Source organism: Corynebacterium marinum DSM 44953 (assembly GCF_000835165.1).
In the GTDB taxonomy this organism is placed as follows: domain Bacteria; phylum Actinomycetota; class Actinomycetes; order Mycobacteriales; family Mycobacteriaceae; genus Corynebacterium; species Corynebacterium marinum.
In genome coordinates this window covers 287846-307926 of record NZ_CP007790.1, presented here as the reverse complement: position 1 = coordinate 307926, position 20081 = coordinate 287846, and the positions used below count along the sequence as shown (strand labels likewise).

The window sequence follows — 20081 nt, the reverse complement described above, 5'->3', positions numbered from 1 at the left end:
CAGGCTACTTGCCGCCCTGGGCGGCGACAGCGGCGGCGCCCGCGGCAGCGGCCTCAGGGTCGAGGTAGGTGCCGCCGGGGTTGACCACGGTGCCGTCCGCGGAGATCTCGTAGACCAGGGGGATGCCGGTCGGGATGTTCAGCGCGGCGATGTCCTCGTCGGAGATGTTGTCGAGGTGCTTGACCAGCGCGCGCAGGGAGTTGCCGTGCGCGGCGACCAGGACGTTCTCGCCGTTCTTGACGCGCGGCAGGATCTCCTCCTCGAAGTACGGGATGAGGCGGGTGACCACGTCCAGCAGGCACTCGGTGCGCGGGATGGTGTCGAGGCCGGCGTAACGCACGTCGTCGGACTGCGAGTACTCGGCGTCATCGGCCAGCTCCGGCGGCGGGGTGTCGTAGGAACGGCGCCAGGCCATGAACTGCTCGTCGCCGTACTTGTCCTTGGTCTCCGCCTTGTTCAGGCCCTGCAGCGCACCGTAGTGGCGCTCGTTGAGGCGCCAGTCGCGGATCACCGGGATCCAGTGCCGGTCAGCGGCGTCGAGCGCCAGGTTGGCGGTGCGGATCGCACGGCGCAGCAGCGAGGTGTAGAGGACATCCGGCAGAATGCCGGCCTCCTTGAGCATCTCACCGCCGCGGGCGGCCTCGGCCTCGCCCTGCTCGGTGAGGTCGACGTCCACCCAGCCGGTGAACTGGTTGGACTTGTTCCACTGGCTCTGCCCGTGGCGAAGGAGAATGAGTTTTCCGTTGGTCATGTTTCCAATATGCCACGTCCGCGCCGGTAGCGCCGGGAATCCCCCGCCGTCGCCGCGCGCGTCTCAGCGCTGCCCGTCCGCACGCTCCCGGCGGGGCGGGCATTCGTCCACGTCGATGCTCAGTGCCTCGGAGTACACCGACGCCAACTGGGAAGCCGAGGCGGACCACGAGAAGTTCGCCGCGTGCGCGACGGCCTCCCCCGCCATCCGCAGGCGGGTGTCGTCATCGTCGAGAAGCTGTTCGATGGCGTCCGCCCAGTCGTTGGTGTCGTGCCCGTCGACAAGCAGACCCGTCTCCCCCTCGGCGACGGCGACCGGGAGACCGCCGACGCGTGCCGCGATGACGGGCGTGCCGCAGGCCTGCGCCTCCATGGCGACCAGGCCGAAGGATTCGTTGTAGCTGGGCACGGCCACGAGGTCGGCGGCCTGGTAGATCGTCACCAGCTCCTCCGGCGGGCGCGGATCGAGGAACCTCACCCGGCGCGACACGCCCAGCTCCTCCGCCAGGGCCATGTACTGCCGCTCGGTGGCCGCCGCACCCGACGCTCCGCCGCAGATGATCACGCGCAGCTTGCGGCCGGGGTCGCGGCGGAGCAGTTCAGCCGTCGCCCGGATGAGCACCTGGGGTCCCTTGAACTGCTGGAGCCTGCCGACGAACGCCACCAGCTCCGCGTCGAGGGGGATGCCCAGCAGGCGGCGGGAGCGTTCCGTGTTCCGGTCGGTGCCCGGGGTGAACATCTCGACGTCGGTGCCCGGGGAGACCACGACGATGCGGTCCGGGTCTGCGTCGTAGTGGTCGATGAGGTCGTTCGTCTCCTCCGGGGTGTTGACCACGAGGAAGTCCGCGTTGTCCACCAGCTGCTGCTCGCAGATGCGCCGCGCCTCCGACTCGGGGGAGTCGTCGGCGCTGCGGTGGGCGTTCTTCACCGCCGCCAGGGTGTGGGCCGTGTGCACCAGCGGCACCTCCCAGAGGTCCCGCAACAGCCATCCGACCTGGCCGGAGAGCCAGTAGTGGGAGTGGATGAGGTCGTAGTCCACGTCGTTGCAGCGGCGGAACTGCACGACGCCGCCGGCGAAGGCCGCCAGCTGCGTCGGCAGGGTCTCCTTCTCCAGTCCGTCGTAGGGTCCGGCGACGATATTGACCACCCGCAGCCCGGGTTCGACGGCCACCACCTCACCCTGGCTGGGCCGGGTGGCCCGGGTGAAGATGTCCACCTCCACCCCTTGCCGGGCCAGCTGCCGCGCGGTGTTGAGGACGTAGACGTTCATGCCGCCTGCGTCGCCGGAGCCCGGCTGCTGGAGCGGGGAGGTGTGCATGGAGATCATCGCGACGCGCATGCCCCCAATAGTAGGTGGCGGCGTCGTTATACTGGGCGTCACCACGCAACCTGACTGGAAGGCGCACTGATGTCGGCATTCGAGAGCAAAGCCTGGCTGCAGCACTATCCGGAGTGGACACCCCATTCCCTCGATTACGACGACACGACTCTGCTCGACGTTTACGACAACAACCTCGCCATCAACGCCGAGAAGTCGGCCACCTGGTTCTTCGGCCGTTCGCAGACCTACGGGGATCTCGACCGCCAGGTCCGCCGCGCCGCCGCCGGGCTGCGCGCCTTCGGTGTCCGCCCCGGTGACAAGGTCGCCATCATCCTGCCGAACTGCCCGCAGCACATCGCCGCCTTCTACGCGGTGCTCAAGCTGGGGGCGACCGTCGTGGAGCACAACCCGCTCTACACCGCCCACGAGCTGGCCGGACCTTTCGCCGACCACGGGGCGCGGGTGGCCATCACCTGGGACAAGGCGGCCCCCACGCTCGAGAAGCTGCGCGACTCCAGCGCCCTGGAGACGATCATCTCCGTGAACATGGTCGAGGCGATGCCGAAGGTCAAGCAGCTCGCGCTACGGCTGCCGGTCAAGAAGATCCGGGAGCAGCGGGACGCCCTGTCCTCGCCCGCCCCTAACACCGTGCCGTGGGAGGTGCTCCTGGGTTCCGCTCTCGGGGGCGAGGGCGCCGACATCGTCTCCGACCCCTCGGTGACCAAGGATTCCATCGCGCTGATCCTCTACACCTCCGGCACCACCGGCGCGCCGAAGGGGGCGCAGCTGACCCACGGCAACCTCTTCGCCAACATGATCCAGGGCAAGAGCTGGGTGCCGGGCCTCGGTGAGCAGGACGAACGGATGCTCGCCGCCCTGCCGATGTTCCACGCCTACGGGCTGACGATGGTGGGCACCCTCTCGGTGTACATCGGCGGCGAAATGGTGCTGCTGCCGGCGCCCCGGATCCCGCTGATCATGGACGTCATCAAGAAGCACACCCCCACCTGGTTGCCGGGCGTGCCCACCCTCTACGAAAAGATCGTCGAGGCTGCGGAGAAGGACAACATCGACATCTCCGGCATCCGCAACGCCTTCTGCGGCGCCGCCACCCTGCCGGTGGCCACGGTGGACAAGTGGGAGCGCGCCACGGGCGGCCGGCTCGTCGAGGGTTACGGCCTGACCGAGACCTCTCCGGTCATCGTGGGCAACCCGATGAACGGGAAGCGGCGCCCCGGGTACGTCGGCATCCCCTTCCCCGACACCGAGGTGCGCATCGCCGACCCGGACGATCTCGACGCCACCCAGCCGGACGGCACCGAGGGCGAGATCCTCGTCCGCGGGCCGCAGGTGTTCCCGGGTTACCTCAACCAGCCGGAGGCCACCGAGAGCAGCTTCCACGACGGCTGGTACCGCACCGGCGACATCGGTGTCATGGAGGAGGACGGCTTCATCCGCCTGGTGGCGCGCATCAAGGAGGTCATCATCACCGGCGGCTTCAACGTCTATCCCGCCGAGGTCGAGGAGGCCATGCGTGACCACCCGGACATCGTCGACCTGGCGGTGGTGGGCCTCCCGCGGGAGGACGGCTCGGAGGACGTCGTGGCCTGCGTGACGCTGCGCGAGGGCGCGGCGCTGGATCCGGAGGGACTGAAGGACTTCGCGCGCGAGCGGCTGACCCGGTACAAGGTGCCGCGCACCTTCTACCACTTCGAGGATCTCGCCCGCGACCAGCTGGGCAAGATCCGACGCCGGGAGGTGCAGGAGGATCTGATCCGCCTGCTCGACCGGTAGAGTCCCAGAAGTCCTGAGCAGGGAAAACGCCCGGGAGGAGACGTTGGACTTGCGCGGACACATACCCCTAGGGGTATATTGGTCGGCAGAGAAAACCTCCCCCTCAAACCCCTCCAGGAGAATCCATGTGCTACCCCGTCAAGTGCCCCACCTGCAACAAAACCACCTGGGCAGGCTGCGGCCAGCACGTCGACCAGGTCAAGGCCAGCGTCCCCGCCAACCAGTGGTGCACCTGCGACAAGTCCGCGGACACCGCATCGAAGCCGGGCCTGTTCTCCGGCCTCTTCAACCGATAGGAAACCAGTACCCTCAATGACCACCACAGTTATCGTCGGCGGCGTCGCCGGCGGCATGTCCACCGCAGCCCGCCTGCGCCGCCGCGACGAGGACATGGAGATCATCGTCCTCGAAGCCTCCGGATACGTCTCCTTCGCCAACTGTGGTCTCCCGTACCACGTGTCGGGGGTCATCCCGGATCGTGCGTCCCTGCTGCTGCAGACCCCCGAGTCGCTCGGCGCACGATTCAACCTCGACGTCCGCGTGAACACCCGCGCCACCGGCATCGACCGGGAGAACAAGACCGTCACCACAGACACCGGCGACGTCATCAGCTACGACCACCTGGTGCTCTCCCCCGGAGCCTCCCCGATCATCCCCCCGATCCCGGGCATCGAGCGGGCCCTGCACCTGCGGACCATCGAGGACGTGGACGACGTCATCGCCGCCCTGGACGCGGACGTCGGGACGGTCGCGATCATCGGCGGCGGCTTCATCGGCCTCGAGCTGGCCGAGAACATGCGCCACCGCGGCCTCGAAGTCACGGTCATCGAGCGCGCCCCGCAGATCCTCACCCCGCTGGACGAGGAGATGGCGGCGATCGTCGAGAAGCAGCTCACCGACAACGGCGTGCAGGTCATCACCGGCGGGGACACCAGCACCATCGGCGAAGACACCCTGACGCTTTCCGACGGCCGCGTCATCTCCGCCGACGTCGTCGTCGCCTCCATCGGCGTGCGCCCCACCAGCGAACTGGCGGCGGACGCCGGCCTGGCGATCGGCGAACGCGGCGGAATCAAGGTCGACGACCAGCAGCGCACCTCGGACCCGGCGATCTTCGCGGTGGGCGACGCCGCGGAGAAAGCCGACGCCATCTCCGGCGAGGATACCCTCATCCCCCTGGCGCAGACCGCCAACCGTCACGGCCGCCTGGTGGCAGACATCATCACCGGCCGTGACGTGCGCCGCACCTCGACCCTGGGCACCGCCATCGTCGGACTGTTCGGCCTGGCCGCCGGCTCGGTGGGCTGGAACGAGCGCCGCGCACGCGCAGCCGGCCGCAACCTCCGGGTCATCCACGTGCACCCCGCCGACCACGCCGGCTACTACCCCGGCGCGGAGACCCTCCACCTCAAGCTCGTAGTGGACGCCGACACCGACGCCATCCTGGGCGCGCAGGCGGTGGGCGGGGCGGGCGTCGACAAGCGGATCGACGTCATCGCCACCGCCATGCGCGGCGGCCTGACCGCCACGGACCTCGCGGACCTGGAACTTGCCTACGCGCCGCAGTTCGGCTCGGCGAAGGATCCGATCAACTTCCTCGGCTTCGTCAACGACAACATGATCGGCGGCGAGCGCACGGTCCAGTGGCACGAGCTCGAGGACGCCCGCGCGGCGGGCTGGAAGCTCATCGATGTGCGCACCCCGGGCGAGCACGAGGAGAGCACGATCCCCGGCGCGCTCAACATCCCGGTCGACGACCTGCGCCAGCGGGCCGGCGAACTCGAGGACGCCAAGGCGCTGGTCTTCTGCCGCGTCGGACTGCGGGGGCACGTGGCCGCCAGCCTGCTGGGTAACCTCGGCATCGAGGCGGCCAACCTCGACGGCGGTTTCATGACCTGGGAATATACCCAGAAGGCACGGGGTTGATGTGTCTGAAGCAGTATGTACCCCTGAGGAAAGGAATGGCATGAAGCTCACCCCAGAGGAAGTCAAGCCCGCCACCACCCGGCTCAAGCGGGCCGCGGGCCAGCTCAATGCCGTTATCCGCATGCTCGAAGAAGGCCACGAGTGCGACGAGGCCGTCACCCAGCTGGCGGCGGTGGCCAAGGCCATCGACCGCGCGGGCTACCTCGTCGTGTCGACCGGAATGAAGAAGTGCTTCACCGAGGAATCCCCGGACGTCTACGACGAGAAGAAGCTGGAGAAGATGTTCCTCTCCCTCGCCTGACAACGAGATCCGAACAATCCCCCGGAAGGACCGGCCATTCGGCCGGTCCTTCCGGCGTTTCCGGCCCCTTCCGCGGCACCGCCTCCTCGACATTTCAGTTACGTAAGCGTAGGTTACGTCTACGTAACCGTAATTGAGTGCCCCCCCCCGAAGGATGCCCCGCATGCCCCTGATCCCCCTCCTCTCCCTGGACCGCCCCGCCCTGCTCTTCTCCGGACAGGGCTCTCCCTGGCAGTCAACCCTCGCCGACGCGGCCTCCGTGCGCCCGGCGGGGGAACGCCTGCGCCGCCTGCTCCAGGCTGCGCGCACCGCCACCGGACCGGTCGCGCGGGAAATCTCCTCCACCACCCCCGGCTCCCTCGAGCGGCTCGCGCAGCTCATCGAACCCCACGCCGACGCCGCGCCGCGGGCCATGGACACCCTTCCCGCCGTCTCCGTCCCCGGCATCGTCCTGGGGCAGATCGCCGCCCTGGACCACCTGCGCGACCTGGGGGGCCACCTGGCCGAGGGGCCGATGTTCGGCCACTCCCAGGGCTCCCTGGGTGTGGCGGCCGCCCGCCACCCGGAGCAGGCGCTCGCCTTCGCCGTACTGCTCGGCACGGCGCTGAGCCGGGTAGGAGGCTCCGGCGACCCCCGCCCGCGGATGCTCTCCGTCCGCGGGGTGGAACGCGCGGTCGTCGAGAAGCACGCCGGCGCCGCCCACCTGGCCGTGATCAACGGCCCGCGCCACCACGTCCTCTCCGGCTCCCCGGCGGAACTCACCGCAGCCCGGGCCGGCATCGCCCGGGCGGCGGACGCGCACAACGACCGGATCGAAGCGCGCGAATTCGGCGGCGATGAACTGGCCCCCGCCTTCACCGAACTCCCCGTCGCCGCCCCCTTCCACCACCCCGGCATGCGCCCGGCCGCCGACCTGGCGGTGGAGTGGGCCAAGCGCTGCGGCATCGACCTCGGCGAGTACTCCATCCGCGAACTGGCCGACTCCATCCTGGTCGAGACCCATGATTGGCCAGACCAGGTCCAGCGGCTCGTCGCGGAGGGCACCAGGCACGTGCTGAGCCTCGACGGCGGGCTGTCGCGCCTGACCGCTCCCCTGCTGGCCGGCACCGGCATCGCCCTGGTCCCCGCCGCCAGCGCCGCGGAACGCGACCGGCTGGCCACCCCGGGTTCCGAACTACCCACCGCCGCCGACTACGCCGACTTCACCCCGCGCCTGATCCGCCTGCCGGACGGCCGGACCCGCACCCAGACCCGCTTCTCCGCGGTCACCGGCCTCTCGCCGATCATGCTCGGCGGGATGACCCCGACCACGGCGGACGCCGGCATCGTCGCCGCGGCCGCCAACGCCGGTTACTGGACCGAACTCGCCGGCGGCGGCATGTACTCCGACGAGGTCTTCACCCGCCACAAGGACCGGCTCGTCGAACAGCTGGAACCTGGCCGCACCGCACAGTTCAACACCATGTTCTTCGACCGCTTCCTGTGGAACCTGCAGTTCGGCCAGTCCCGCATCGTGCCCAAGGCCCGCGCCGCGGGCGCCCCCTTCAACGGCGTGACCATCTCCGCCGGCATCCCCGAGATCGAAGAGGCCACCGAGCTGCTCGCGCAGCTGCACGCCGACGGCTTCCCCCACATCGCCCTCAAACCGGGCACCGCGAAGCAGATCCGCGACACGCTGAAGATCGCCGCCGCCAACCCCGGCTCCGACATCCTCATGCAGATCGAGGACGGCCACGCGGGGGGCCACCACTCCTGGACCGACCTCGACGACATGCTCATGCAGACCTACGCCGAGATCCGCCGGCACCCCAACGTGCTGCTGGCCGTCGGCGGCGGCATCCACTCCCCCGAACGCGCCGCCGAGTACCTCACCGGCAGCTGGTCGCAGAAATACGACCTGCCGGAAATGCCCGTCGACGCCGTGTTCATCGGCACCGTCGCCATGGCCACCAAAGAGGCCTCGGCCACCGACTCGGTCAAGGAGCTGCTGGTCAACACCCGGGGGGTGCGCACGGACGAGAACGACGGCTGGGTCTCCCGCGGCAGCGGCACCCACGGCGCGGCCTCCTCGCAGTCCCACCTGCTCGCCGACATCCACGAGCTGGACAACTCCTTCGCCGCCGCCTCCCGTTTCATCACCTCGCTGGACTTCTCCGAGTACGACTCCCGCCGCGACGAGATCATCGAGGTCCTGAGCCGGACCTCCAAGCCCTACTTCGGCGACGTCGAGACGATGACCTACGCGCAGTGGGTCAACCGCTTCGTGGAACTGGCCCACCCCTTCGTCGACCCCACCTGGGACGACCGCTTCCTCGACCTCCTGCACCGCGTCGAGGCCCGCCTGCACGAGGCCGACCACGGCGAGATCGCCACGCTCTTCCCGACGATGGAATCCGCCGACGACGCCCCCGCCGCCGCGGCCCGGCTGCTGGCCGCCTACCCGCAGGCCCACGAGCTGCAGGTCTCCCCGCGCGACGCCGCCTGGTGGATCAACCTCAACCGCAAGCACGTCAAACCCATGCCGTGGGTCCCGGCGCTCGACGGGGACCTGCCGGTGTGGTTCGGCAAGGACACCCTGTGGCAGGCCCAGGACGAGCGCTACACCGCCGACCAGGTCCGCATCATCCCGGGCCCGGTGGCCGTCGCCGGCATCACCCGGAAGAACGAGCCCGTCGCCGACCTGCTCGGCCGCTTCGAGGACTGCACCACCCGGGCCCTGGAGAACGCCGGCGCGCAGCCGCAGGAGCAGTACTCCCGCCTGGCCGACGCGCGGGACGCCGCCGAGTACATCAAGGCCGCCCCGACCATCGTGTGGCACGGCCACCTCATGGCCAACCCGGCCCACGAGATGGACGGCGAGGCCTACGACCTCGTCCAGGACTCCGAAGGCCTGTGGTCCGTCCGCATCAACGCGGACTCCTACTGGGACGACCTGCCGGAGGAACAGCGCCCCTTCTACGTCCGCGAGGTGACCATCCCGCTGGACCTGCCGGACTCCGTGGCCACCGGCGCCTCCCCGGTCGTCTCCGAGGAACGCCTGCCGGACTCCGTCTTCGCGCTCCTCGAGGGCCTGGCCGGCGTCGGCTCGACCTCCGAGAACGGCGACCGCATCACCGCCATGCCCCGGATCGTCGAAGGCTCGGAATCCGCGCACGCGCCGTTCGGCGTGGCCGAATACTCATTCACCTTCGCCCCGGAACTGCTCTCCGCGCACACCGCCGTCACCGGCGCCGCCCTCAGCGCCGTCGAACCCGGCACCCCGGACGTGCTGGTCGGCCCCTGCTGGCCGGCGATCTACACCGCGCTCGGCTCCGGCCGGCTCGCCGACGGCTACCCCGTCATCGAGGGCCTGCTCAACGCCGTGCACCTCAACCACGTCGTCGACCTGCGCGTCCCGCTCGAGGAGCTCGCCGACGGCCGCACCATCGACGTCACCTCCCGGTGCACCGGCATCGCCGAGTCCTCCTCGGGACGCATCGTCACCGTCGAGCTGGAGCTCTTCTCGGCGGGCGAGCTCGTGGCCACCCAGATGCAGCGCTTCGCGATCCGCGGCCGCGCCGCCGGAACCGAGATGCCTACCCCGGCCCCCGAGTGGGGCGGCGGGAAATCCGCCGCCAAGGTGGTGCCGACCCCGCGTTCCTTCATCGACCGCACCGTGGTCACCGCCCCCTCCGACATGACCCCCTTCGCGCTGGTCTCCGGCGACTACAACCCGATCCACACCTCGACCAACTCCGCGCGGCTGGTCAACCTCCAGGCCCCGCTGGTCCACGGCATGTGGCTCTCCGCCACCGCCCAGCACCTCGCCGGCCGGCACGGCACCGTCGTCGGCTGGACCTACTCCATGTACGGCATGGTGCAGCTCGATGACGCCGTCGAGGTCACCGTCGAGCGCGTCGGCCGCAAGGGCATCCACAACGCCTTCGAGGTCACCTGCCGCATCGACGGCGAGGTCGTCTCCGTCGGCCAGGCCCTCATGGCCCAGCCGAGGACCGCCTACGTCTATCCCGGCCAGGGCATCCAGGCCGTGGGCATGGGCGCCGGCGACCGGGGCGCCTCCGTCGCGGCCCGCGAGATCTGGAACCGGGCTGAACAGCACACCCGCGCGGAGCTCGGTTTCTCCATCCGCCGGATCGTCGACGAGAACCCGACCGAACTGACCGTCCGCGGCACCACGTTCCGGCACCCGGCGGGTGTGCTGCACCTGACGCAGTTCACCCAGGTCGCGCTCGCCGTCGTCGCCTACGCCCAGACCGGGCGTCTGCGCGAGGCGGACGCCCTGGGCTCGAACTCGATGTATGCCGGCCACTCCCTCGGCGAGTACACCGCGCTCGCCTCGCTGGGCAACATCTTCGACCTCGAGTCCGTCATCGACGTCGTCTACTCCCGCGGCTCCGCCATGGGCACCCTCGTCGAACGCGACGAGCACGGCCGCTCCGACTTCGGCATGGGCGCGCTGCGCCCCAACATGATCGGCGTCTCCGGCGGGCAGGTCGAGGACTACGTGGCGCAGGTTGCGCAGGACACCGGGGAATTCCTGCAGATCGTCAACTACAACATCGAGGGGCAGCAGTACTCCATCGCCGGCAGCCGGGCCGGCCTGGCCGCTCTCGCCGAGCGGGCGGGAGCCGTGCACCCGCGCGCCTTCGTCACCGTCCCGGGCATCGACGTCCCGTTCCACTCCTCCGTCCTGCGCCCGGGCGTGCCCGCCTTCGCAGAGAAGCTCGACGAGCTGCTCCCGGCCGAGCTGGATCTCGACGCCCTCGTCGGCCGCTACGTCCCGAACCTGGTCGCCCGCCCCTTCGAGCTCAGCGACGACTTCATCGAGGCGATCCGCCGGGAGGCCCCCTCCGAGCGTCTGGCCGGAAAGCAGGTCTCGGACTTCGCCTCCGACAACGAGCTGGCCCGCACCCTGCTCATCGAGCTGCTGAGCTGGCAGTTCGCCTCCCCGGTCCGCTGGATCGAGACCCAGGAGCTGCTCTTCGGCGAGGTGGACCAGATCATCGAGGTCGGCCTGGCAGCCTCCCCCACCCTGACCAACCTGGCCCAGCGCTCCATGGCCGTCGCCGGGATCGACCTGCCTGTGTTCAACGTCGAGCGCGACCAGGACCAGGTCATGCTCGCCGACGTCCAGGCCGCCCCGGCGGTGGATGACGCCGCAGAAGGCACCGAAACACCCGTCTCCGCCCCCGCCGAGGCTGCGGCGGCCGCCCCGGCTGAGCCCGCGGCGTCCCCGGCACCCACCGCACCCGCCGCACCCGCAGCGTCTTCCGGCGGATCCGGTGCCGATGCCCCGGATCTCGCGTTCACCGCGGCCGAGGCCATCATGGTGCTCTTCGCCTTCCAGAACAAGATCCGCCTGGACCAGATCAACGACTCCGACACCGTCGAGGAGCTGACCAACGGCGTGTCCTCGCGCCGCAACCAGCTGCTCATGGACATGTCCGCCGAGATCGGAGTGCCCGCCATCGACGGCGCCTCCGAAGCGGACGTCGCTGTCCTGCGCGAGCGCGTGAAAACCGCCGCCCCGGGTTACTCCCCCTTCGGCACGGTCCTGGGCGAAGCCGTCACTGCCCGTTTGCGCCAGCTCACCGGCGCATCCGGCTACAAGCCCGCCCATGTCCGCGAGCGCGTCACCGGCGCCTGGTCGCTGCCCGCCTCCTGGGCCGGCCACGTCGAGGCGGAGATCCTGCTCGGCTCCCGCGAGGAGGACTCGGTCCGCGGCGGAACGCTCGCCACGGTCCCGACCTCCGCGTCCTCCAAGGCCGAGGTCGACGCTCTCATCGACGCCGCTGTCCAGGCCGTCGCTGCCCGCCACGGCATCTCCGTCTCCCTGAGCGGCGGCGGAACAGGTGGCGGCGGCGGGGTCGTCGACTCCGCCGCCCTGAGCGCCTACGCCGACACCGTCACCGGCCCCGACGGCGTGCTGGCCACGGCCGCGCGCGCCGTCCTCGACCAGCTGGGTCTGGCCCCGGCCGTCGAGGAGCACGCGACTCCGGACACCACCGTCCTCGAGACCGTCGAGGCCGAGCTCGGCACCGGCTGGGTAGACCTGGTCGCCCCGTCCTTCGACGCCTCCCGAGCCGTGCTTTTCGACGACCGCTGGGCCTCCGCCCGCGAGGACCTCGCCCGCGTCGCCGTGGGCCAGAAGGACTTGTCCATGGAACGTTTCACTGGCACCGGGGAGACCGTCGCCGCCCAGGCCCGGTGGTACGTCGGCAACGGCGCCGCTGACCCTGCGCTGCTGGGCCGGATCGCCGAGGCGGCCGTCGACAAGCACGACGGCGAGTACGCCGGCGACATCGCGCTGGTCACCGGCGCGGCTCCCGGCTCGATCGCCACCGCGCTGGTCGAGCGCCTGCTCGAGGGCGGTGCCACGGTCATTATGACCGCCTCACGCGTCTCCCAGGCGCGCAAGGAATTCGCCCGCCGGCTCTACGCCGCGCACGCCTCCGCGGACGCGGCCCTCTGGCTTGTCCCGGCGAACCTCTCGTCCTACCGCGACATCGACGCCCTCGTTGACTGGATCGGCAGCGAGCAGAAGGAGTCCGTCGGCAACGAGGTCAAGATCATCAAGCCGGCCCTGACCCCGACGCTGGCCTTCCCCTTCGCCGCGCCTTCCGTCTCCGGCTCGCTCGCCGACGCCGGCCCCGCCGCCGAGAACCAGACCCGCCTGCTGCTCTGGTCCGTCGAGCGCACCATCGCCCGGCTCTCCGAGCTGGCGCAGAAATCCGTGGACACCCGCACCCACGTCGTCCTGCCGGGTTCCCCGAACCGCGGCATGTTCGGCGGCGACGGCGCCTACGCCGAGGTCAAGAGCGCCCTGGACGCCATCCTGGCCAAGTGGTCCTCCGAGGCCGGCTGGCCCGCAGGGGTCACCCTCGCCCAGGCCAGGATCGGCTGGGTCTCCGGCACGCATCTCATGGGCGGCAACGACGCCCTCATCCCCGCCGCGGAGGCCGCGGGAGTCCACGTCTGGACCCCGGAGGAGATCTCCTCCGAGCTCATGGCGCTCGCTTCGGCCGAGACCCGCGCCAGGGCCGCCGGGGTACCCGTCGAGGCAGACCTCACCGGCGGGCTGGGTTCCTCCGCCGTCTCGATCTCCGAGCTGGCGGACCAGGCCCGAGCTGACTCCGCGGCACACACTCCGGGCGGGGAAGATGGCGCGGATGACGCGGCGACCATCTCCGCGCTGCCGAACCTCGGCAACCCGGCCCAGGCCAGGGGCGCTGAGGTCGGCGAGGTGACCGCGGACCTGGCCGACATGGTCGTCGTCGCCGGCGTCGGCGAGGTCTCCTCCTGGGGCTCCGGCCGCACCCGCTTCGAGGCCGAGTACGGCATCCAGCGCGACGGCACCGTCGACCTGACCGCCGCCGGTGTCCTCGAACTCGCCTGGATGACGGGCCTGGTCGAATGGGCGGAGGACCCGACCCCCGCCTGGTACGGCGCCGACGGCCAGGCCATCGCCGAGGAGGACATCTACGAACGCTTCCGCGACGAGGTCGTCGCCCGCTCCGGCGTGCGCACCCTGACCGACAAGTACCACCTCGTCGACCAGGGCTCCATCGACCTGACCCAGGTCTTCCTCGACCGCGACATCACCTTCACCGTCGCCACCGAGGCCGAGGCCAGGGACATTCTCGACGCCGACCCGGAGAAGACCGTCATCGCCGAGACCGACGGCGAGTGGATGGTCACTCGCCGACAGGGCGCCACCGCGCACGTGCCGCGCAGGGCCACCCTCTCGCGCACCGTCGCCGGCCAGATGCCCGACGACTTCGACCCGGCCAAGTGGGGCATCCCGGAGCACATGATCGACAGCCTCGACCGCATGGCCACCTGGAACCTCGTCACCGCCGTCGACGCCTTCATCAACGCCGGGTTCTCCCCGACCGAGCTGCTCCAGCACATCCACCCGCTGGACGTGGGCACCACGCAGGGCACCGGCATCGGTGGCATGGAGTCCCTGCACAAGGTCTTCGTCAGCCGCTTCCTGGGCGAGGAGCGCCCCAGCGACATTCTGCAGGAATCCCTGCCCAACGTCGTCGCCGCCCACACCATGCAGTCCCTGCTCGGCGGCTACGGCTCGATGATCCACCCCATCGGCGCCTGCGCCACCGCGGCGGTCTCCATCGAGGAGGGCGTGGACAAGATCCGGCTGGGCAAGGCCGACTTCGTCATCGCCGGCGGCATCGACGACGTCCAGGTCGAGTCCCTGGCCGGCTTCGGCGACATGAACGCCACCGCCGAGACGAAGACGATGACCGACAAGGGCATCCACGAGCGTTTCATCTCCCGCGCCAACGACCGCCGGCGCGGCGGCTTCCTCGAGGCCGAGGGCGGCGGCACCGTGCTGCTGGTCCGCGGCTCCGTCGCCGCCGAGATGGGCCTGCCGGTCCACGCCGTGGTCGCGCACGCCGCCTCCTACGGCGACGGCGCCCACACCTCTATCCCGGCCCCCGGCCTGGGTGTGCTCGGCGCCGGGCGCGGCCGGGAACGCTCCAAGCTGGCCCGCTCGCTGAAGTCGCTGGGCCTGAGCCCGGACGACGTGTCCGTGCTGAGCAAGCACGACACCTCGACCAACGCCAACGACCCCAACGAGTCCGAGCTGCACTCCCTGCTGTGGCCGGCCATCGGCCGCCACCCGGACAAGCCGATGTACGTCATCTCCCAGAAGACGCTCACCGGCCACTCCAAGGCGGGCGCCGCGCTCTTCCAGACCGGCGGGCTGATGGACGTGCTGCGCACCGGCAGGCTCCCGCAGAACGCCTCCCTGGACTGCGTCGACCCGCTGATCGCGCCGAAGGCGAAGAACCTGGTCTGGCTGCGCGAGCCGCTGGATCTGGGCGAAGGCGCGGTGAAGGCCGCCGCCCTGACCTCCCTCGGCTTCGGGCACGTCGGCGCCCTGGTGGTCTACGCCCACCCGGCCGCGTTCGAGGCCGCCGTGGCCAACGCCGGGCTGGACGTCAACGCGTGGCGTGAGCGCGCCACCGGGCGTCTGCGTGCGGGATCCGCCCGCATGCAGGCGGGCATGATCGGCCGCGCCCCGCTGTTCACCCAGATCGAGGGGCGCCGCTTCCCCGATACCGGGGCGCATGAGGCGGAGATCAACCTGCTCCTGAGCGAGGATGTCCGGCTCGGAGCGGACGGGGTGTACCCGTCGGCCTGAAACTAGGTAGGTAGCAGTCACAGTGCCGTTCTCCCCTTCCGGGAGGGCGGCACTCTCGCTGAGTCCTGACTTCCAGTGCATGCGGGAAGAAAGCGGGTCGAGAAGAAAGGGTGCAACAGCTGCTTGCACCGCTCGTCGAGAAAATTGAGGTTCGCCCCTGCCATCCTGAAAAAAGATGCCCTATCAGCGCAGCTCAGCTCTCACCCGGAATCCACCACCGCTGGGCAGCCGCTGCCCTTCCTGCGTCATCGAACTGAATGCCCTCCTGCTCGAGCAGTTCACGCGGTGATCGATTGTCGTCTCCATCAAGCCAGTAGAAGCTGGCGCTGATGGCGCCATCGGAACGCAGAACCCGGTGGGCGTTCCTGACGGGATTGGCTGCGAGGTAGTTACCCACAGGCTGAGCAGCGGATTTGATCTCCTTTGCCAAATCCCCGTAACTGACCCATTTACCAAGGGGGACGGAATCCACTAATCTGGTCAGCTTCTCCCACATCGCCGCAGTGTTCTTGCCCGGTTTCTTATGCGGTTCAGTCAGCTCCGCGACACGGTTCAACCATCGGACCATCGAGCCATCGGTAATGGACTTCAGAAATTGGCCTGGCAGCATTGTCTCAAGGGTCTTGACCATCATGATGGCGGCGAGGGCTTCCTCCACCGTGAACTCCGCAACCGTCAAGGGGTCGGCGAGAGTCGTGTAATCTCTGCTCGCGACGATTCCCTGCCAGTCCTCAACCTCATAGTTCCCGAATACACCTCGGAATTCGGCACGCAGTTCAACAATGTCGCTTTCAGAGGCACCGGTCCCCTCCAGCGATTCAAACTGCGGCACGAACTTGAGGAGCTCCGTGTACGGGTTCTGTTGTGAATCGTCTGGTTCTGCCCCCTGGTACGGACGTAGCGTGAAAACGACCTCATCCGTATCGATATCCAGATGATGGAACAACGCGCGGAGAATGTTCATCTTCTCGTTTGTCGGATTACTTGTGGTCATCCACAATTCCGGCGCAAGTTCTTCTTGATAACGGCTCGATGGTTGCCCACCCACGGAAAACCCCAGTCCGCCATCGGCGGCATATTCATAGATGGCGTCCCGGTGTTGTGCCAGCAGTTGACGGATGAGGTAGCGAATCATGTCTTTGAAGCTGGCCACCGTGTTTGTCACACCGTCGAACTCGTAGGAGACGATGACGCGGTTTGTGAACGTCGTGTCCTCGCCCATGGGCAAGGTCGGAAGCGGCTCACGGACCGGCTCGAAATCGGTCTCCGGCATCGGCCAGTATCGCATAGCGATATCCGTCAGAATCTCGTTGCGTTGACGAATATCGCTTTCCGCCCAGGTATCAGTCTGCTTAAGGGACGCGTTCAGCCGATACGGCGATTCGTTGAACCCACCATCGGCTGTCTTCTTCGTCGTGAATGATGCGTTCGAGTATTCCGAGTTGTACCCGGTGATGGTCAGGTTGCCGATGCGGTGCAGCCATGTCTGGTGGACTTCCTCCGCATTCGGTCCAATTTCCTCGCGCCAATCTTTCGTGAGTGTCTGCGGCATGATGTGCTCGAGACTGAGATCGCCTCGCTCCAAGGTGGAGGCAATGTCGCGATTGTCCTTCGACCAGTTGTTTTCCAGACACTCGAATAGATACCGCCGGTTGAACGCAGTGAAGTTGAAAAAGTTGCGCGTGGCGAATGCCTCGCGGAACTCTTCATCGGTCGGGAATCGCCCTGAGGTGTCGGCGCGTCGCAGCAGGAGATATGCAATGACATCGGTGATCGGAGTTCCTTCACCTCGCAGCCGTCTCGCGTCGCTGTACAGCGTGGCAAAGATCTTGTTCAGGGCATTGGACGGAACACCGACGACCATACGCCGGAAAAGGTAGGCGTCAACCAGCTCAATGGTATCCGCGAAATCATCGGCAGTGATCCCTGCTGCCCGGTATTCACCAAGCAACGGCATCAGGGCCGGCATTGTGACTTCATGACGCAGGAGGTTGAAGCGGCGCAGGCGGTTATCGGCACGCGGGATGCCGGTGAGAGAAGCATTGAGATCCCGGAAGTACTCGGAATAATCCCGCATCCATTCCAGAATCATCTGCACCGGCGCATCAGAGTTTTCCAGATACTCCTTGAATGCCTCATAGACAGCGTCGAAGCGCGGGGTCTTGCGGGTCTTGGCGACAAGGTAGAGGCGAACGAACGCATCGGTGTCAAAGTCGACGTTGCGCTCGATCGGGTTCCAGTAATACTCGTACAGGTGCTCCTGTGTCTTTGATGGCTTCCCCATCAACACAAGGTTGCGGATCTTGTCGGACTCTTTCAGCTCCTTGCCCGTTGAGTTAAGGGATTCGAAGATGCGCTGAGGATCGTCATGCCCTTCCAGGTCGAGGATCATGGCCTCCAGCCGACGGATTGCCGTCCAGAGTTCGTCGCCTGTCAGCTCGCCCTGGGCAATCCGATTTCTGAAATAGCGGTAATTCGAGGTCACCGACGATTTTTCTATCGGGGACTCACCCGTCAGTAGTTTCCGGTAGGCCTCCAGATCATTCTTGACCGGTTTGAGCTTGAGCTTAGTTTCTTTGGATACCGACGACTCGGCTCCCTCGAGATAATTGCGCCGGATTTTCACCGACAGCTCCGCATCCTCGGACAAAACCACTCCGTCAGCAAGAGAATTCGACAACGCGAGCATCAGCAGACTGGTGGTCGTAATTCGCTGCTGACCATCGATGACCACCCACTCGAAACCAGTCTCTGGCTTACCCACAACGGCACCGAAGAAGTGCTTCGGACGATCCTTCCTGATCACTTCCACAAGGTCGTCGTAGAGTCGCTCGCACTGCTTTTCTCCCCAGTCATAATTGCGCTGGTAAACGGGGATGACCAATTGCTTATCGGTGCCATCGAACACCGTGTAGATGTCTTTGACGTTGCCCTTCACCGGATCGCTCCTCTACCTCGTCTACTTGTCACGGCAAGGCTAATCCACATATCGGACTCACGCGGGCGGAGTCCCGAACAGGATGGCGACAGACTCGCGGATCCGGGGCCCACAAGTTCTTTACTCCAATCCCGAAGCGGGAAACTGGGGTCAGCAGTCTGTCCACAGAAGATTGTGTCGGGCTCTCCAGGCCGGGTCAGTCGATCGACACACCCACCCACACCGGCTCCGGCACCAGGGTCACGCCGAAGCGGGAGCGCACCCCGTCGCGGACCTCCCTGGCCAGGGCCACCAGGTCGGAGGTGCTCGCCGAACCACGGTTGGTCAGCGCGAGGGTGTGCTTGGTGGACAGGCGGGCCGGAGCATCCTCGCCGGGGTGCCCCTTGGCGAAGCCGGCCCGGTCGATCAGCCACGCGGCGGAGAGCTTCACTGTGCCCTCCCCGGCGGGGAAGCGGGGCATGCGGTCGGCGTCCTCGTCGCCGCGGTCCGCCCGGACGGATGCCTGGACGGCGTCGGCCACCGCCACCTCGACCACGGGGTTGGTGAAGAAGGAGCCTGCCGACCAGGTGTCGTGGTCGCCGTCGATGAGCACCATGCCCTTGCCGCGGCGCAGGTCCAGGACCGTGTCCCGGACCTCGGCCACCGGGCGGCGCTCCCCGGACTCCGTCGCCCCCAGTCGGCGGGCCAGCTCGCCGAAGCGCAGGGGCGAGGAAAGCCCGTCGGGGTTGAGCTGCATCTCGATCTCCAGGACTACGCCCCGGCCGGTGAACTTGAGGTTGGAGTACCGGTACGCCAGCTCCAGATCCGTGGCCGGCACCCACGAGACCTCACCGGTGGCCCGCTCCAGGAGCAGCACCCGGGTGAGCACATCCGAGATCTCCGCGCCGTAGGCGCCGACGTTCTGCACCGGGGTGGCACCGGCGGAACCGGGGATGCCGGACAGGCACTCGATGCCGCCCAGGCCCGCATCCACTGCGGCTGTGACGACGTCGTCCCAGCCCGCCCCGGCCCCGGCGCGGACCAGGCCGCTGCCCGCATCGATCTCCAGGCCGTCGTTCTCCAGCACCACAGCCACCACATCCAGGTCGCCCTCGGCGACGACGAGGTTGGATCCGCCGCCGACGATGAGGAGGGGGATGGCGGCGGCGTCGAGAAGCGTCACCACCCCGGCGACGGCGGTGGTCGAGCCGCACCGGACGGTGAGTCGGGGGCGTCCACCCAGGTGGAGGGTGGTCAGCTCGGCGAAGGTGCCGCCCTCCTCGAGGGTCACGTCCTCGATCTGCGTGAGGCGCGCGCGAATGTCCGGGGTCAGAGATGAATCGGTCACGGCCTCAACGGTAGTCTGTTCTTTATGGCATCCCGCAGTGAGAACACCGTAACCATCAACCAGCCGGCCGAGAAGGTCCACGCCGCGCTGACCAACGCCGACTACTGGGCGTTCATCGCGCAGACCCTCTCCCCCGAGCCGGGCGAGCTCAACTCCTTCGAGCAGACCGAGGGCGGTGCCGTGGTCACCCTCTTCGAGGTCCTGCCGCTGGACATCCTCCCCGAGGCCGTCCGCGCGATGATCTCCCAGGCCCTGAAGGTCAAGCGAGTCGTCACCGTCGGCCCGCTGGCCGACAACGCCGCCCACATCTCCTACAACGCCGACGTCAAGGGCACCCCCGTCGACTTCGAGGGCGAGATCAACCTCTCCGGCGACGACTCCACCACCACCCTCTCCTACACCAACGACGTCTCCGTGAACATCCCGTTCATGGGCCCGGCCATCGAGCCGAAGGTCGCCGAGGCTCTGGGCGACCTGTTCAACAACGAGGGCGAACTGACCGAGCGCTGGATCTCCGAGAACGCCTAAGCGTTCCCGGTTCCCACTGCTTCATCA

The 20081-nt window shown here is 68.2% G+C and carries 10 protein-coding genes; 6 read left to right on the top strand and 4 right to left on the bottom strand.

Features of this window, described 5'->3' with window-relative positions; all coding sequences use genetic code 11:
• Nucleotides 1-4: 4 nt before the first annotated feature.
• Together B840_RS01450 and mshA are read right to left on the bottom strand one after the other, a co-directional pair.
• Nucleotides 5-751: a phosphoglyceromutase gene (locus tag B840_RS01450; protein WP_042620648.1), complete on the bottom strand. Its 747-nt coding sequence runs from the start codon at nucleotides 749-751 to the stop codon at nucleotides 5-7.
• A gap of 63 nt (nucleotides 752-814) precedes the next feature.
• Nucleotides 815-2089: a D-inositol-3-phosphate glycosyltransferase gene (gene mshA / locus B840_RS01445; RefSeq protein WP_042620647.1), complete on the bottom strand. Its 1275-nt coding sequence runs from the start codon at nucleotides 2087-2089 to the stop codon at nucleotides 815-817.
• A 69-nt stretch (nucleotides 2090-2158) separates the two neighbouring features.
• On the opposite strand from mshA, the gene B840_RS01440 reads away from it, so the two are divergent.
• The 5 genes from B840_RS01440 (at nucleotide 2159) to B840_RS01425 (ending at nucleotide 15261) form a co-directional block, all read left to right on the top strand.
• Nucleotides 2159-3865, top strand: a complete 1707-nt coding sequence (locus tag B840_RS01440; protein WP_042620646.1) for a long-chain-fatty-acid--CoA ligase — start codon at nucleotides 2159-2161, stop codon at nucleotides 3863-3865.
• A 125-nt stretch (nucleotides 3866-3990) separates the two neighbouring features.
• The gene (locus B840_RS13660; RefSeq protein ID WP_169745257.1) at nucleotides 3991-4161 is read left to right on the top strand and encodes a hypothetical protein; all 171 of its coding nucleotides are present in this window, start codon (nucleotides 3991-3993) and stop codon (nucleotides 4159-4161) included.
• A gap of 16 nt (nucleotides 4162-4177) precedes the next feature.
• Complete coding sequence (locus B840_RS01435; protein ID WP_042620645.1) at nucleotides 4178-5791, top strand: FAD-dependent oxidoreductase; 1614 nt, start codon at nucleotides 4178-4180, stop codon at nucleotides 5789-5791.
• A gap of 40 nt (nucleotides 5792-5831) precedes the next feature.
• Nucleotides 5832-6092 (top strand): metal-sensitive transcriptional regulator, encoded by a 261-nt coding sequence (locus tag B840_RS01430; RefSeq protein WP_042620644.1) that lies wholly within the window; start codon nucleotides 5832-5834, stop codon nucleotides 6090-6092.
• 163 nt (nucleotides 6093-6255) lie between these two features.
• Nucleotides 6256-15261 carry a type I polyketide synthase gene (locus tag B840_RS01425; RefSeq protein WP_042620643.1) on the top strand — a complete coding sequence of 3002 codons (9006 nt, stop codon included), beginning with the start codon at nucleotides 6256-6258 and terminating at the stop codon, nucleotides 15259-15261.
• Between the two features lie 193 nt (nucleotides 15262-15454).
• On the opposite strand, the gene B840_RS01420 is transcribed toward B840_RS01425, so the two are convergent.
• Both B840_RS01420 and B840_RS01415 read right to left on the bottom strand, forming a co-directional pair.
• Nucleotides 15455-18199, bottom strand: coding sequence for a GmrSD restriction endonuclease domain-containing protein (locus tag B840_RS01420; protein WP_042620642.1), 2745 nt, complete (start codon nucleotides 18197-18199; stop codon nucleotides 15455-15457).
• Nucleotides 18200-18395: 196 nt separating this feature from the next.
• Nucleotides 18396-19526: a UDP-N-acetylmuramate dehydrogenase gene (locus tag B840_RS01415; RefSeq protein ID WP_042620641.1), complete on the bottom strand. Its 1131-nt coding sequence runs from the start codon at nucleotides 19524-19526 to the stop codon at nucleotides 18396-18398.
• Nucleotides 19527-19550: 24 nt separating this feature from the next.
• On the opposite strand from B840_RS01415, the gene B840_RS01410 reads away from it, so the two are divergent.
• Nucleotides 19551-20054: a DUF2505 domain-containing protein gene (locus B840_RS01410; RefSeq protein WP_042620640.1), complete on the top strand. Its 504-nt coding sequence runs from the start codon at nucleotides 19551-19553 to the stop codon at nucleotides 20052-20054.
• Nucleotides 20055-20081 lie beyond the last annotated feature (27 nt).